General features: G+C 68.8%; 13 protein-coding genes and 2 pseudogenes. 9 read left to right on the forward strand and 6 right to left on the reverse strand.

Annotation, left to right across the window (positions count from 1 at the left end; translation table 11 throughout):
• Positions 1-184 precede the first annotated feature (184 nt).
• From OG456_RS44950 to OG456_RS44960, 3 genes are read left to right on the forward strand one after another with little or no spacing between them, the layout of a single operon-like run.
• On the forward strand, positions 185-394 hold the full coding sequence (locus OG456_RS44950; RefSeq protein ID WP_100595393.1) for a ferredoxin: 210 nt from the start codon (positions 185-187) through the stop codon (positions 392-394).
• Positions 384-1,751, forward strand: coding sequence for an NAD(P)/FAD-dependent oxidoreductase (locus OG456_RS44955; RefSeq protein ID WP_266570923.1), 1,368 nt, complete (start codon positions 384-386; stop codon positions 1,749-1,751). The genes OG456_RS44950 and OG456_RS44955 overlap by 11 nt, the downstream gene beginning before the upstream one ends.
• A 31-nt stretch (positions 1,752-1,782) precedes the next feature.
• Positions 1,783-2,967, forward strand: a complete 1,185-nt coding sequence (locus tag OG456_RS44960) for a cytochrome P450 (RefSeq protein ID WP_266570924.1) — start codon at positions 1,783-1,785, stop codon at positions 2,965-2,967.
• On the opposite strand, the gene OG456_RS50660 is transcribed toward OG456_RS44960, so the two are convergent.
• Positions 2,913-3,317, reverse strand: coding sequence for a hypothetical protein (locus OG456_RS50660; RefSeq protein WP_323136462.1), 405 nt, complete (start codon positions 3,315-3,317; stop codon positions 2,913-2,915). The genes OG456_RS44960 and OG456_RS50660 overlap by 55 nt on opposite strands.
• Positions 3,318-3,414: 97 nt before the next feature.
• On the reverse strand, positions 3,415-3,600 hold the full coding sequence (locus tag OG456_RS50665) for a TetR/AcrR family transcriptional regulator (protein WP_323136463.1): 186 nt from the start codon (positions 3,598-3,600) through the stop codon (positions 3,415-3,417).
• 194 nt (positions 3,601-3,794) lie between these two features.
• On the opposite strand from OG456_RS50665, the gene OG456_RS44970 reads away from it, so the two are divergent.
• The 3 genes and pseudogenes from OG456_RS44970 to OG456_RS50675 all read left to right on the forward strand — a co-directional run bounded on the left by OG456_RS44970 (position 3,795) and on the right by OG456_RS50675 (position 8,745).
• The gene (locus OG456_RS44970) at positions 3,795-6,254 is read left to right on the forward strand and encodes a SpoIIE family protein phosphatase (RefSeq protein ID WP_266570925.1); all 2,460 of its coding nucleotides are present in this window, start codon (positions 3,795-3,797) and stop codon (positions 6,252-6,254) included.
• 184 nt (positions 6,255-6,438) lie between these two features.
• Positions 6,439-7,041 (forward strand): annotated as a pseudogene (locus OG456_RS50975) (PAS domain-containing protein); the annotation flags it as partial.
• 24 nt (positions 7,042-7,065) lie between these two features.
• On the forward strand, positions 7,066-8,745 hold the full coding sequence (locus OG456_RS50675; protein WP_354006152.1) for a SpoIIE family protein phosphatase: 1,680 nt from the start codon (positions 7,066-7,068) through the stop codon (positions 8,743-8,745).
• A gap of 168 nt (positions 8,746-8,913) precedes the next feature.
• On the opposite strand, the gene OG456_RS44980 is transcribed toward OG456_RS50675, so the two are convergent.
• The 3 genes and pseudogenes from OG456_RS44980 to OG456_RS50980 all read right to left on the reverse strand — a co-directional run.
• The gene (locus OG456_RS44980; RefSeq protein ID WP_266570926.1) at positions 8,914-9,567 is read right to left on the reverse strand and encodes a TetR/AcrR family transcriptional regulator; all 654 of its coding nucleotides are present in this window, start codon (positions 9,565-9,567) and stop codon (positions 8,914-8,916) included.
• A 192-nt stretch (positions 9,568-9,759) separates the two neighbouring features.
• Positions 9,760-10,131, reverse strand: coding sequence for an integrase core domain-containing protein (locus OG456_RS44985; RefSeq protein ID WP_354006148.1), 372 nt, complete (start codon positions 10,129-10,131; stop codon positions 9,760-9,762).
• Positions 10,055-10,564, reverse strand: a pseudogene (locus OG456_RS50980) (DDE-type integrase/transposase/recombinase); the annotation flags it as partial. The gene OG456_RS44985 and the pseudogene OG456_RS50980, both read right to left, overlap by 77 nt.
• 37 nt (positions 10,565-10,601) lie before the next feature.
• Between OG456_RS50980 and OG456_RS44995 the strand changes: the two are divergent.
• Entirely contained in the window at positions 10,602-10,886 is a 285-nt protein-coding gene (locus OG456_RS44995) for a hypothetical protein (RefSeq protein WP_266570929.1), read from the forward strand.
• 43 nt (positions 10,887-10,929) lie between these two features.
• Here OG456_RS44995 and OG456_RS50985 read toward each other — a convergent pair whose 3' ends face one another.
• Positions 10,930-11,481: a hypothetical protein gene (locus OG456_RS50985; protein WP_354006149.1), complete on the reverse strand. Its 552-nt coding sequence runs from the start codon at positions 11,479-11,481 to the stop codon at positions 10,930-10,932.
• A gap of 77 nt (positions 11,482-11,558) precedes the next feature.
• On the opposite strand from OG456_RS50985, the gene OG456_RS45000 reads away from it, so the two are divergent.
• Positions 11,559-11,954, forward strand: a complete 396-nt coding sequence (locus OG456_RS45000) for a DDE-type integrase/transposase/recombinase (protein ID WP_266571756.1) — start codon at positions 11,559-11,561, stop codon at positions 11,952-11,954.
• A gap of 470 nt (positions 11,955-12,424) precedes the next feature.
• Positions 12,425-14,248 carry a glycoside hydrolase family 15 protein gene (locus tag OG456_RS45005; RefSeq protein WP_266570930.1) on the forward strand — a complete coding sequence of 608 codons (1,824 nt, stop codon included), beginning with the start codon at positions 12,425-12,427 and terminating at the stop codon, positions 14,246-14,248.
• Positions 14,249-14,250 lie beyond the last annotated feature (2 nt).

Here is a 14,250-nt window from a genome sequence, read left to right on the forward strand (position 1 = left end):
CCTCGCCCGGACCGCGTCGGCCGCCTATCGGCGCGACGTCGGACTCGACCACGTCCCAGGGCTGAGCCCTCTCCCTCGAGGGGCGAGCTGCCCGGGATTTCCGTCTCCGGAGCCGTGGCATGCGGGCCCCCGGGTCTGGCCCCATGCTGGAAGGAGGGGTGCGACAACCGAGGGAGTGGTGGGGATGCAGACCGTGGTGGACCTCACGCGCTGCCAGGGCTACGCACAGTGCGTCTTTCTCGCGCCGGACGTATTCGAGCTGCATGGCGAGGAGGGGCTGCTGTACGCCACGGCCGTCCCCGACGACCAGGTCGAGCGCGTGCGCCAGGCCGCGGCGGCGTGCCCGGTGCAGGCGATTCTCCTCGGGGAAGAGGTGAGCAGCGGTGCCCGGTGACCTCGAGGACGGCCGCATCGTCATCGTCGGAGCCTCGCTGGCCGGGCTCAGGGCCGCGGAGGCACTGCGCGAGGAGGGTTTCACCGGCTCGCTGACCGTGGTCGGGGACGAGCCCCACCCGCCCTATGACCGGCCACCCCTGTCCAAGCAGGTGCTGCTCGGGCAGGCGACGGCGGACACCACCGGGCTGCCGATGCGCCGGGACCCGGACGCCGAGTGGAGGCTGGGCGTACGCGCCACCGGCGTGGACCCACTCGCGAAACAGGTGCTGCTGGATGACGGCGAGTCGCTGCCATACGACCGGCTGCTGATCACCACCGGAACCCGCGCGCGGCCCTGGCCCAACCAGGACGAGGGCGCCCTAGACGGGGTATTCACCCTGCGCACCCGCGAGGACGCCGGGGGACTGGCCGAGCGGCTGGCCGCCGGGCCGGAGCGCGTGCTGGTGATCGGCGGCGGCTTCACCGGCTCGGAGATCGCCTCCGCCTGCCGGGAACGGGGGCTGGAGGTCACGGTCGCCGAACGCGGCCCCGCGCCCCTGGTGGGCGCGCTGGGTGGCACCCTCGGGAAACTCGCCGCCGCCATGCAACGCAACCACGGCGTCGACCTGCGCACCGGGGTGACAGTCACCGCCCTGCACGGGAACGGCAGCTTCACCGGCGCCGACCTGTCCGACGGCAGCCGCGTCGACGCAGACGTGTGCGTCGTGGCCCTGGGCGCGATCCGCAACGTCGAGTGGCTGGCGGACTCCGGGCTCGCGGCGGGCCCGCGCGGGATCGCCTGCGACGCCGGCTGCCGGGCCTTCAACATGTACGGGATCGTCACCGACGACGTCTTCGCGGCCGGTGACGTCTCCCGGTTCCCGCACCCGCTGTTCGGCTACCAGATGCTCTCCCTGGAGCACTGGGGCAACGCGGTCGAGCAGGCCGAGGTGGCGGCCCACAACATGGTCAATCCGGGGCCGTTGCGGCGCCCGCACCTGGCCATCCCGACGTTCTGGTCGACCCAGTTCGGACTCAACATCAAATCGGTGGGCGTGCCCACCTACTCCGACCACGTGGTCATCGCCCAGGGCTCTCTGGAGGCGCGTCGCCTGGCAATGGTCTACGGCTACCAGGGGCGGGTCACCGCCGCCGTCACCGTCGACATGGCCAAGTCGCTCGACTACTACCGGCACCTGATCGAGACGGCCGCGCCGTTCCCGCCCCCACCCGGCGCCCAGGACCGTGCGATCGCGGCCGACATCGCGGTTCCGTCGGACGTGCCGGATCCGAGTGGGCTGTCGCACGGCCCCACCGTGGCGCTCACCGGATACCTGCCCGACCGCCGGCTGACGGTGGTGCAGCCCACCCGCTGACCCCCGTCCCGCCCAACCACGAGGAGCCACGATGCCCTCCGAGACCTTGCTGGCACGGATCACCGACTACGCCAGTCGCCCCAACCCCTACCCGCTCTACGCGGAACTCCGCGAGGCCGGTCCCGTGGTGCAGCAGGCAGACGGCAGCTACCTGGTCGGCACCTACCACGAGATCGCCTCTCTGCTCCACGACCCGCGGATGAGTGCCGACCCCCGCAGCCGTGGCGAAGTGACACACAAGCCGCCGTTCCTGCGGCTCGACGACCCGGAGCACCACAGGCTGCGCACCCTCGCCATGCGGCCCTTCGGCCCGCCGCACAACCCGGGCCGGGTCGATGCCATGCGCGGCGAGATCGACCGGATCACCAAGGAACTGATGGAGTCCTTCGAGGCGGGCCGACAGATCGACGTCGTCGACGATTTCGCCTACCCGCTGCCCGTCACGGTGATCTGCCGCCTGCTCGGCGTACCGCACGAGGACGAGCCGCTGTTCCGGGCCTGGTCCGACGCCCTGGTCGCAGCCGCCGACGTCAGGCCCGAACAGGACACCACCGAGACCGACAAGGCGGGCGACCAGGCGCGCATCGAGATGGGCGGGTACCTGGTCAATCTCGCCGAACAGCGCCGTGGCAAGCCGAGCGACGACATGCTCTCCGCCTTCATCAACGAACCGGACCCGGCCCTGCGGCTCACCCAGGAGGAACTCGCGGAAACCGCCGTGCTGCTCCTCATCGCGGGACACGAGACCACGGTCAACCTGATCACCAACGGGGTGCTCACCCTGCTGCGCCAACCCGAGCACCTGGACCAACTGCGCCGTGACCCCGACCTGCTGCCGCGAGCGGTGGAGGAACTGCTGCGCTACGAACCTCCGGTCCACATCCGTGAGCGCATCCCGCTCGCCGACATCGACGTCGCCGGTACCCCGATCGCCCAAGGTACCCCCGTCGTTCTGGTGCTGGCCTCGGGCAACCGCGACCCCAGGCGGTTCCACGACCCCGAGCGGTTCGACCCCACCCGCCCCGACAACGAGCACCTCGGCTTCGGCAGCGGCATCCACGTCTGCTACGGCGCACCCCTCGCCCGCATCGAAGCCCAAGCCGCACTGGGCGCACTGCTCCCCCACCTCGGCACGGCACGCCTGGTCCAGGACCCGCCGCCCTACCGGCAGAACGCCATGCTCCGCGGACCCCGCCACCTGCCCATCCAACTCTGAGGCTGTGGGCGGCGACAGCGGCAAAAGAGACCAGCCACCCCGGACATTACGCAGGCCGTGGGAATCGGTGCGCAGTCGGCGCCAGTGGGCCCGTGCGCGACAGGATCCTCTTCACGCTGCAGCGGGAGGGGCCGCCCGGCGAGGTCACGGGCCTCATCCGGGGAGAGACCGAGCATGTGCAGGACCATCTCGGCCATCGTGCCTGCGGCCTGGTCGCTGTCGGCCTCGGGCTGGTTGCACCACAGCTCCAGGAGCACCAGCAGGCTGCCGTTCAGCACGGTCAGGGCGATCACCGGGTCGACCACGGCGAACCGGCCTGCGGCCATGCCGTCCTCCACGTCGCGCTTCACCCGCCGAGCCTGCACGCGCTGAGCCGCACGCCAACGCCCTCAGCCAGATGCTCGGCGGATCGTCCACGCCGTGCAGGCGTTCGTCGACGGCTTGGGCCTACTCCTTCAGTGCATCGTCCACGGCCGCGTCGAATAGGCCCGACTTGCCCGTGAAGTGGTTGTAGACGGAGCGGAGGCCCCCGTCCGCACGCTCCGCGACGGCATGGACGCTGGCCTTGCTGCCGCCAGACTCGGCCAGGACCTGCCGCCCGGCGCGGACGAGTGCCTGGCGGGTCTGGGGCACGACGGGGTTCGAATCGGTTCCTGCGTGGCGGGCATCGGCACGCCCATCAATGAGAGCAACAATTCTGATGAATCCATCATTTTTTACTTGACGATGAAGCGATCGCATCTGACACTTCAATCAGAAGTGGACAAAGCCGACGAAAGTTACATGTCGACGCTGTCTCACACCTCCGCACCGATGGAAAGAGCCGGATGACGAACACCGACCACACGCCACTCGCCGAGCCGGTGAGCCCCCGAGGAATACCCGATGCGGCAATAGCCATGCTCGATGCGGAGGGGACGGTGGTCGGGTGGACGCATGCCGCCCGGCAGCTGGTCGGGTACACGGCCCGGGAGGTGGTAGGCCGGTTCGCCGCACACGTGCTGCCGCCTCCCGAGGAGGCCCTGAGGGCTGCGTCGCACGCCGAGCAGTGTCGTGCCCAGGGTGGCTGGTCCGGCACCGTGGCGGTCCGCCACCGCGTCGGCCACACGCTCAAAATGACTCTGCGGCTCTCGTTGCTTTGGGGACAGGACGCCAGCACCCAGTGGCTGGTATCCGTGACCGACATCGGCACCCTGTCCTCGGAGGCGACCAACGGACCGGTGCGGGAGTCGCTCCTCGCCCGCGCACCAATCGGCATCCTCGTTCATGACCTGCAACTGCACTGCACCTTGGTGAACGACGTCATGGAGCACCACGTTGGCGTTCCTCGTGACCGATGGTTCGGACGCCACCTGAAAGATCTGTTCCCCGGCTTCGAGGCCGAAGCACTCGAGGCAGTGATGCAGCAGGTGCTGGAGAGCGGCACCACCAAGGTCCACGAGTACCGGGCGTGGCCACCGGCGGGCAGTGGCCGGGCGCACGTGTTCTCGGCCTCGTTCTTCTGCCTCCAGGACGCCGACGGCGAGACACTGGCGGTGTGCTCCCTGAGCGTGGATGTCACCGGCAATCGGCGGGCGCGTGAGCGCCTTGCCATCCTCAGCGAAGCCAGCACGCGCATCGGCAGCACCCTCGACGTCGTGCAGACCGGGCAGGAACTGGCCGCCCTCGCCGTGCCCCTGCTGGCCGACCACGCCCTCGTCGACCTGGTGGAGTCGGTTCCGTTCGGGGTGGAGCCCTCGGGGCGGATCGGCACGACGAGCGGCCGCCTCCCTCTGCTGCGCCGTGCCGGCCTGGCCACCATCGACCCAGATGTCCCGGAGTTGCCGTGGGTGCGCGAAGAGGTGGTCCACGTCCACCCCGCCTCGTCCTTCGCCAACGCCCTGCGCACGGGCGGCGCTCACCTGGAAGCGGTGCTGGACACCGCTGGCCCATGGGTCGACCACGACCCGGTGCGGGCGCAGAAGGTCCGTGACACCGGGGTCCACTCTTTGATGGTCGTCCCCATCCGTGCGCGGCGCTGCGTGCTGGGACTGGCGCTGTTCTTCCGCTCCGAGGAGCAGACGCCGTTCCAGGAGGATGATCTGCTCCTCGCCGAGGAGCTCGTCACCCGCGCCGCGCTCTGCCTGGACAACGCTCTCCGGTACGCTCACGAACGCACCACGGCCCTCACGCTCCAACGCGACCTGCTCCCCCACCATGTGCGAGGCGGCGCCGCCGTCGAGGTGGCCACGCGCTACGTGCCGGCTGACATGGACCACGGCGTGGGGGGCGACTGGTTCGACGTCATCAAACTGTCCGGCGCCCGGGTGGCCCTCGTCGTCGGCGATGTGGTCGGACACGGCATCAACGCTGCGGCGACCATGGGCAGGCTGCGCACCGCCGTCCGCACGCTCGCGGACATGGAATTGCCTCCCCACGAACTGCTGACGCACCTAGATGACACGGTCCGGCGCCTGAACGAGGAAGACGCCGACGCTCCCGACCAGGACCCCGCGGTGGTGGGCGCCACCTGTGTGTATGCCGTCTACGACCCGGTCACCCGGCAGTGCACGATGGCGCGGGCCGGACATCCCCCGCCCGCGATCATCGACCCGCAGGGTCATGTCATTTTCCCCGACATGCCCGCCGGGGCCCCGCTCGGCCTCGGCCTCGGCCTAGTCCCCTTCGAGTCCGTGGAACTAGAACTGCCCGAGGGAACTCTGCTCGCGCTCTACACCGACGGTCTGGTCGAGTCCCGCGACGACGACATCGACGTGGGCCTGGATCGTCTGGGCGTCGCCCTGGCCAGGACCGGTCCGTCCCTGGAAGACCTGTGCTCTCAGGTGATCGAGGCCTTGCCGTCCCAGGCCCCGGCCGACGATGTCACCTTGCTCCTTGCGCGGACTCACGGACTCGAACCGGCCCAGGTCGCTTCCTGGGAACTGCCGAACGAGCCGGCCGCCGTCCGCATCGCCCGGCAGGCAGCTGTTCATCAGCTCAGCGAATGGGGGCTTGAGTATCTGGTAAGCACCGTGGAACTGATCGTCAGTGAACTGGTCACCAACGCCATCCGCTACGGCGGCGGGCCGATCTTCCTACAGCTCATCCAGCACCAAGTCCTGACTTGCGAAGTCTCCGACAGCAACACCAGCCACCCACGCCCCCGTCATCCCCACAGCATCGACGAGAACGGCCGCGGTCTTTTCCTCGTCGCGCAGCTGTCCCGCAGGTGGGGCTCCCGCTCCGCCACGGACGGCAAGGTCGTCTGGGCCGAACAAGACCTGCGCTCCAAAGCCGTTGTGGTGTGACGCGCTGCCGACCAGGCGGCCGACGGCGCCGCCACAGCGGGCCGATCTCTCGAGCCCCAGGCTCTCGGAAAGAAGGCCAGAGATGAATACAGAGAGTGTCAAGAACGCATACTCGGCAGGCGTCTCCGGTTCCGGTCCCAGCGGCAGGTAGTACGCCTGCGACGGTCCGGCAGCCGCCGTCCTCGACAATCGAGGCGCGGTGCTGCGGTGGACCAAGGCAGCAGAGGACCTGACGGGGTTCCGCGCCGAAGAGGTCTGTGGCCGCCCCGCGCAGGAACTGGTGGCCGACCTCCCGGACGACCTGCGCGACACCACGGAGATGCCGACGTCCGGCCGGGTACGGCTGTGGCACCAGTGCGGCGACACCGTCGATGTCACCTTCCGGACCACAAAAGTGGGCTCGGCGGAGGTCCTCGTCCTGGCCGCTCCTACACACCGCGTCACCCACCACGAGCAGGGCGCAGCGCTCCTGCGTGCACTGTCCGCACAGAACCGGATCACGATCGCTGTGCACGACACGGATCTCACCACCGTGCAAACGAACGCCACGCCGGGCACTCTCGACGGCCGTCCAGTACAGCCCGGCGCTCGGCTGAGCGACGTACTGTGCGCCAAGGACGCCGAGAACCTCGAGGCAGTACTGCGCCAGGTACTCGAGACAGGTGCCCCAGTGATCCGCAAGAACCAGCAAGTGAGCTGGCGGCACGATCCGGCGCGGCAGCACGCGCTGTCGCTGTCCGCCTTCCGTCTGGAGGACGCGCGAGGACGCCCAACGGGGGTCGCAGCCCTCTACATCGACAACGCCGACCAGATGCGTGCCCGCCGTCATTTGGATCTCGCCCGCGAGGTGGCCGAGCGAGTAGGAGGATCCCTGGATGTCGTGCGCACTGCGCAGGACCTTGCGGACGTTCTCGCACCTGCGTTCGCGGATCTCGCCGCAGTCGACCTTGCGCACCCCGTTTTCAACGGGGAAGAACCCTCGAAGCAGCTGGGCGGTGGAGACATGGGCAACGCGGCCCTTGCGCCGACCACCGCAGTGTGGCCGGCCGACATCAAACGCGGCGACCCCGTCCCGCCCCTTCCCGACCACCCCCTCCTGCGCAGCTTCCGACACGGCGACACAGTCGTCTTCGGCCGCGACGACTACATCGCCTTGGTCAGCGACCCGCAGCTGGTCGAGTATCTCGTCCCGAAGGACGCCCATTCGGTGATGGTGGCACCGTTGCATGCCCGCGGGCTCACGCTCGGCGCCATATCGGCCTGGCGATGCGGCCGATCCGACCCCTTCACCGAGGACGAGGCGGACCTCATGAGACAGATCGCCTCACGGGGTGCGCTCGCCATCGACAACGCCCGCCGTTACACGCGCGAGCACCGGGCGGCCGTAGTGCTGCAGCAGCGCCTCCTTCCCCCGGCCACGACCGACAGTCCTGCAGCCGAGACCGCCGGCGTCTACCTGCCCGCAGGCGGCGGAGCCGAAATCAGCGGCGACTGGTACGACGCCATCGCTCTGCCCTCTCTCCGGCTGGCACTTGTCGCCGGAGACGTCGTCGGCCACGGCATGCCCGCAAGCGCCACCATGGGCCGCCTGCGCGCCGCCATCCAGACGCTCGCGGACCTGGAACTCGAACCGGACGAGCTGCTCACCCGGCTCGCGGACCTGGTCCAGCGCCTCGCGGCCGAAGCCCCAGCCGGCGACCACGACATCATCGGCGGCACATGCCTGTACGCGGTCTACGACCCGGTCACCCAACGATGTGCCATAGCCAGTGCCGGGCACCCGCCACCCGTCCTGGTCCGGCCCGACGGGACCGCCGAAGCAGTCGCGATCTCCCCGGGGCCACCGCTCGCCGTCTGCGGCATGCCGTACGAGACCACCGTGATCCACCTCGAGCCGGGCAGCGTGCTCGCCCTCTACACCGACGGGCTGGTCGAACACCGCGACCGCGACATCGACCAAGGCCTGCGGCGCCTGACAGATGCCCTCGCCGTGTCATGCCGTCCGGATCGCGCGCTGGACGAAACCGGCCGGGCTCTCCTCGCCGACCTGACAGACCAAGCGCCGCGCGACGACGCGACTCTGCTCCTGGCCCGCACCCGCGCCATCCCAGCGGCGGACACCGCTCACTGGGAGATCCTGGCCGATCCGGCCGCCGCCTCCAAGGCTCGAGAGTGGATAACCCGCCAACTCACCATGTGGGGCCTGGACGACCTCCTCTTCACCACCCAACTCATCGTCAGCGAACTGGTGACCACCGCCATCCGCTATGGCCGTCCTCCGATGGACCTCCGTCTGATTCGCCATGACGCCCTCGTATGCGAGGTCACCGACTCCAGCAGCACCCAACCCCGCCTGCGGCGTGCCCGCACAACCGACGAGGGAGGACCCGGCCTGTTCCTCGTCGCTCAACTCGGCGGACGATGGGGCTGCCGCCATGGCCAGAACGGAAAGACAATCTGGTCCGAGCAAGTCATCCAGGATTCCCCCTGAAGCTACCGCTCACCGAGTGGGTCGAGGCAGAGTCACCCACAGCTGTGATGTCTCTCGACCCGGTGTGCCATGACAGCAGCTACCCGAGGCGGGAGCCTGCGAGCAGGAGCAGACCCCCACCTCGTGGCCACGGCGCGGCTCGGATCGATGGAGTCGCAGCGACCGGGATCAGGTGCCATCACCGAAGCCGGGCTTGGCATTGATCACGGAAGAGACGTCCATGACCACGTCACTCGCACGTTTCTCCGGCACCCCGGCAGCGATCAGGGTGGCGATGACGAGAGGGACGACATCATCATCCAGTACCCCGTCATTAACGCTCTCCAGCAAGGCGACCGTCAGCGCTTCCAGTCCGGCGCTGAGCGCCACGGGCGGCAGGCGGGAATGGAAAACTCCGTCCCGCTGTCCCCTCTCCAAAATGTCCGTCGCCGCGTCTCGGATCGGAGCCAGGATCCCCGTTACGCGTTCGGCTCCCAAGTGCCTGCGAGCCAGCGCCAAGAGCATCCGGTACCTGTCTCCCACAGGCCACATCGCAAGGAACAGCCGCGCCAGAGCCCGCTCAGCCGGCTCATCCAGCCCCACCGCGTCCTCCGCCGCCTCCTGCAGCGCTGCGGACGCCTCGTCGGCGAGCGCGACCAGCAGGGCTTCCCGCCCGGGAAAATGCCCAAAGAGCGTGCGCCGCACGACACCGGCGGCTCGCGCGAGCTCCTCCATCGTGATGTTCGGGTTCCGGCCGAGCTCCTGGCGGGCCGTGTCCAGGATGCGCGCCCGGTTGGACCGTGCGTTGCGGCGCTGAGGCGCGCGGGCCACGGGCTTGCTCACGACAACCTCGGTAGATCTGTATCGCAGGATGGTGGTGCAAAGGCCAATCGGTACGGCCTATTTTGGCAGAAGCGGGAATCGCCTGCTCTATCGGCCCGTCGCTGTGCGCCAATCTCGCCAGCAGCCGCCGCACGTAAAGTCCCCATGGACATGCTGGCCATCTGCCAATGCCCTCGAATCGTGGGGACCTTCCTATGCAGCCAACTTCTTGCTGAGGTCGGCCCAGTAGTCGTGCTCGTATCCGATCGGGCTCTTGAAGCCACACACGCTGTGTATCCGTCGAGCGCTGTAGAAGTCGGTGATCCAGGTCGCGATCCGTATCCGGGCCGCTGCACGGGTGACAAAGGTGTGCCGGTGGACGTACTCGACCTTCAGGACGCTGTTGAACGCCTCGCTGACGGCGTTGTCGAAGCAGGAACCACGCCCGGCGCAACTTCCGCCAGGCGTATTCGCTGCCGCGGTCGGTGTGGAAAATGACGCCGCGCACGTCGCCGCCGCGGGTTGTCGCGGCCATGTGCAGAGCGGCGACGACCAGTTCGGCATCGTGGCGGGTGCCCATCGCATAGCCGAGCAGGCGGCGGGAGAACAGGTCGATGACCGTGGCCAAGTACAGCTTGCCCTCACCGGTATCGATCTCTGTCATGTCCCCGCACCAGACCAGGTCGGGCGCCTCGGCGGTGAAGTCCCGCCGCACGAAGTCCGGAGCGGCCGGCCATTTGCCTGGCCGGGTCAGCCCCCGCCTTCTGCGTACCTTCCGCGCGACCAGGCCGAACCCGGACATGATCTTCGCGATGGTGTTCACCGAGACTCGCCAGCCCTGCCTCACCAGCCTGATCCAGATCTTCGGCGAGCCGTGGGTGCCCATGCCGCAGCGCGCGCCCATGGCCGCGTAGAGCGAGTCGCCGTCCGCCATGGGGCGCCCTATCGCCGGGGCGGGCGCATGGCTTGCGGTCACAAGACAGCCACACTGCCACCACGCTGCCTCCACGCGACGCATGATGCCCCCTCAGCACCCGACCGTCCTTGGGGGGACCATGCGCATCCGCGGAGCCGTCATCGCCGGCCTACTCGCACTCACCGTCGGCCTCACAGGCTGTGGCAAGTCCGAAGCCGAGCAGCAAGCCGACTTTCAGAAGGCGCTCAGCTCGTCAGCGACCAAGACCAACCGGCCCGAGGCATGCAAGAGCCTCCGCCAGGAGGACTACGACACCCTCCTCACAGCCTGGGTCTTGAAGCACGCCATCGACGACATGCCCAAGAAGGATCAGGACACCCTCGACTACTACGACGACGGCGAGATCAACGGCAGCGTTGGTTAACAAGGGGGGCGGTCGTGACCTGCCCGCGATGTCCAGGCCGCGGTCACCGAACACGCGAAGGACGAGGGCGCAGGCACGAGATTGAAGCCGACGAAAAGGCCAAGGCGAAGGCAGACTCGGGCGAGCAGTGACGACGTCCGCACCCCACGGCCGCGTTGCGGCGTGGCAGGCTGTGAGTCATTCCCGGCGCGACGGCGTGTAGAACCCTGCATCGTGCATGAACAACCGGTCTGTGGCCCGGCCCTCTCCCGTCCGCCAGCCGTGGCACGATAACGAGCGGTTCCCCGGAACCCGCCGCCGTCGGTCTTCCGGGACTTGTCAGCGTCCTTGGGTTCGAAGGAGATGGTTCCGCCCCCAGGGACTGTGAACGTTGCGGCGACATAGGTGAATGCGCTTTGAGCTTCTTCTCGATGTCGTCCGGCACGCATGCGGGCAGGCCGCGAACCTGCACATGCGGGCTTGATCCGGATACGGGGAGGGGCGTAAGCGGGGCGAGCGTGTATGTCGCGTCGGGGTCCTCGGCAGGCGCGGCCATCACCTCGTCGCCGGTGACGATGACGAACTCGCCCATACGCTGATCCTCCTCACGGGTCATTACTCAGAGGTCCACCAACGACACGATGTTCGAGGCGGGGGTTGGCGACGTACACCCGAAGCCCGCCCGGGGCCAAGGTGACGTCATGTGGGGCGTTGCCGACGGGCAGGGGTGCCCCGACCGTCTTGAGAGTGGTGATGTCGATGACGGGCTTCAGCCGCAAGGTCGTCGGCTGGTCCATCACCGACCACATGCGCACCAGCCTGGTCACCGGCGCACTGCGGATGGCAGCCTCGACCCGCGGCCGCCTGGACGGCGCCGTGTTCCACTGCGACCACGCAGCGCCATACGGATCCCGGGCCTTCGCCGGCCTGTGCGACCATCTCGGGGTCACACGGTCGATGGGCGCGGCCGGCACCAGCGCCGACAACGCGGCCTGCGAAAGCTTCCGCGCCTGCCTGAAACGCGAGACCCTCCAGGGCGCCCACGACTACGGCGACTTCGACACCTGCCGCAGGGCCGCCTTCGCCTGACTGACCCGCTACCACACCCGCCGCCGGCACTCCGCCAACGGCCACCTCAGCCCCCACGAATACGAACACCGACACCACACCTCTAACCTCACGCTCGCCGCGTGATCAATAACCGCGTGCCCACCTTCCCGGGGGAAGGTCCGAGCCCGGCCAGGGCATCCAGCACCTCAGCCCAGCTCACGCAAGAGGTCTGACCTCGACGGGCACCCGGGCCGACTCGCTCCCACCGGGCCGGGCCCCGAGCCGCCTCGCACGGCCGTCCCACTGGCGGGGCGGCACGCTCGCCGACAGTCACCGTCAGTGCGGGTCAGGGGACCGGACGGCGGGCGCATTCAGGGCTGAGCCGAGAGCTGGTGCTGTCGGGCCGACCACCGCTTGATCGGGCGCTCGATGCCTTCGCTCGGCCGCCCTGATGCCCATGCGATCGGGAAGGACCACAGTGGAGGCAGGAGCAAAAGGAGGCTGCTGCGATGTCCGGAGCACCGACACGGTCCACGTCAGTCCCCTACCTGCCGATCGCCGAGCACGGCCTGATCGGGGACCTGCGCACGGCGGCCCTGGTGGGCACCGACGGAACCATCGACTGGTACTGCTGTCCCTCCTTCGACTCCCCGAGCGTCTTCGCCGCCATCCTCGACGCGGCCCGGGGCGGCGCGTTCGAGCTGTCGGCCGCCGTGCCGGCCGATACGAAGCAGTTCTACTTCCCGGACACCAATGTGCTGATCACCCGGTTCTTCACCGCGGACGGGCTCGGGGAGGTCCAGGACTTCATGCCCGTGGCGGACTCCATGCAGTCCGACCGCCACAGGCTGATCCGGCGGGTGGTGTGCGTCCGCGGCACCATTCCGTTCCGGGCCCGGGTGGCACCCCGGTTCGGCTACGGCGCCCAACCGCACACCCTGCGGACACTGGAATGCTCGGCCCTGTTCGCGTCCGAGGCGCTGTCGCTCGCGCTGACCGCCACGGTGCCGCTGGAGTCCGACGGGAAGGACGTCCGGACGCGGTTCGCCCTCTCCCAGGGTGAGACCGCGGTCTTCATCCTGAACCGGGCCGGCCAAGACACTGCGCCGGACGCCTGCCCGCTCGCTGAGGCCGAGCGGGAGTTCACGGCCACGGTCGCGTTCTGGCGGAGCTGGCTGCACCAGTCCCGGTACCGCGGCCGGTGGCGGGAGATGGTGCACCGCTCCGCCCTCACCCTCAAGCTGCTCACCAACCTGCCCACCGGCGCGATCGTGGCAGCCCCTACCACCAGCCTGCCCGAGCAGATCGGCGGCAGCCGCAACTGGGACTACCGCTACGCGTGGGTACGCGACTCCGCGTTCGCCGTCTACGCGCTGCTCAGGCTCGGCTTCGCCGAGGAGGCCGAAGCCTTCATGGGGTTCCTCACCCAGCACATCGAGCGGCGTGACGACGGACCGTCCGGGCCGCTCCAGATCATGTACGGCATCGACGGACGCTCCGAACTGCCCGAGACCGAGCTACCCCATCTCGAGGGCTACCGGGGCTCGGCGCCCGTGCGGATCGGCAACGGTGCCGCCACCCAACTGCAGCTCGACATCTACGGCGCCCTGATCGACTCCGTGTACCTGTACGACAAGTGGTGCCAACCTCTTTCCAGCGGTCGCTGGCGTGCGGTGTGCGCGCTGGTGGACTGGGTCTGCGCGCACTGGGACCAGCCGGACGAGGGCGTGTGGGAGACCCGCGGCGGGCGTAAGAAGTTCCTCTACTCCCGGCTGATGTGCCGGGTGGCCATCGATCGTGCGATCCGCATCGCCCAGCACCGGAGCCTTCCCGCCGAGCTCGGCCGCTGGGGCCCGGTCCGGGACGCGATCTACTGGCGGATCATGGACAAGGGCTGGTCGCCCACCAAGCAGGCGTTCGTCCAGCACGAGGGCGGCGACGTTCTGGACGCGGCGGTGCTGATGATGCCGCTGACGAAGTTCATCGCACCCAACGACCCCGTGTGGCTGTCCACCCTCGACGCCCTCGGCAACGAACTGGTCTCCGACTCCCTGGTCTGGCGCTACGACCCTGAGGCCAGCCCAGACGGGCTCGAAGGTGACGAAGGCACCTTTTCCATCTGCTCCTTCTGGTACGTGGAGGCTCTCACCCGAGCCGGGCGCCTGGACGAAGCGCGCCTGGCCTTCGAGAAGATGCTCACCTACGCCAACCATGTTGGTCTGTACGCGGAGGAGATCAGCCATACCGGGGAGCAACTGGGCAACTTTCCGCAGGCGTTCACCCACCTCGCTCTCATCAGCGCGGCCTTCAATCTCGACCGCGCCCTGGGCTGACA

Origin of the sequence: Streptomyces sp. NBC_01446, from assembly GCF_026340095.1 — a bacterium.
Taxonomy (GTDB): Bacteria; Actinomycetota; Actinomycetes; order Streptomycetales; family Streptomycetaceae; genus Streptomyces; species Streptomyces aureus.

Bases quoted from the DNA above. Each gene is read 5' to 3' on its own strand.
- OG456_RS44960 (WP_266570924.1), top strand. From the start codon at position 1,783: ATGCCCTCCGAGACCTTGCTGGCACGGATCACCGACTACGCCAGTCGC.
- OG456_RS50985 (WP_354006149.1), bottom strand. From the start codon at position 11,481: ATGACCCGTGAGGAGGATCAGCGTATGGGCGAGTTCGTCATCGTCACC.
- OG456_RS44950 (WP_100595393.1), top strand. From the start codon at position 185: ATGCAGACCGTGGTGGACCTCACGCGCTGCCAGGGCTACGCACAGTGC.
- OG456_RS44995 (WP_266570929.1), top strand. From the start codon at position 10,602: ATGCGCATCCGCGGAGCCGTCATCGCCGGCCTACTCGCACTCACCGTC.
- OG456_RS50675 (WP_354006152.1), top strand. From the start codon at position 7,066: ATGCGTGCCCGCCGTCATTTGGATCTCGCCCGCGAGGTGGCCGAGCGA.
- OG456_RS45005 (WP_266570930.1), top strand. From the start codon at position 12,425: ATGTCCGGAGCACCGACACGGTCCACGTCAGTCCCCTACCTGCCGATC.
- OG456_RS44985 (WP_354006148.1), bottom strand. From the start codon at position 10,131: ATGCGATGGGCACCCGCCACGATGCCGAACTGGTCGTCGCCGCTCTGC.
- OG456_RS44970 (WP_266570925.1), top strand. From the start codon at position 3,795: ATGACGAACACCGACCACACGCCACTCGCCGAGCCGGTGAGCCCCCGA.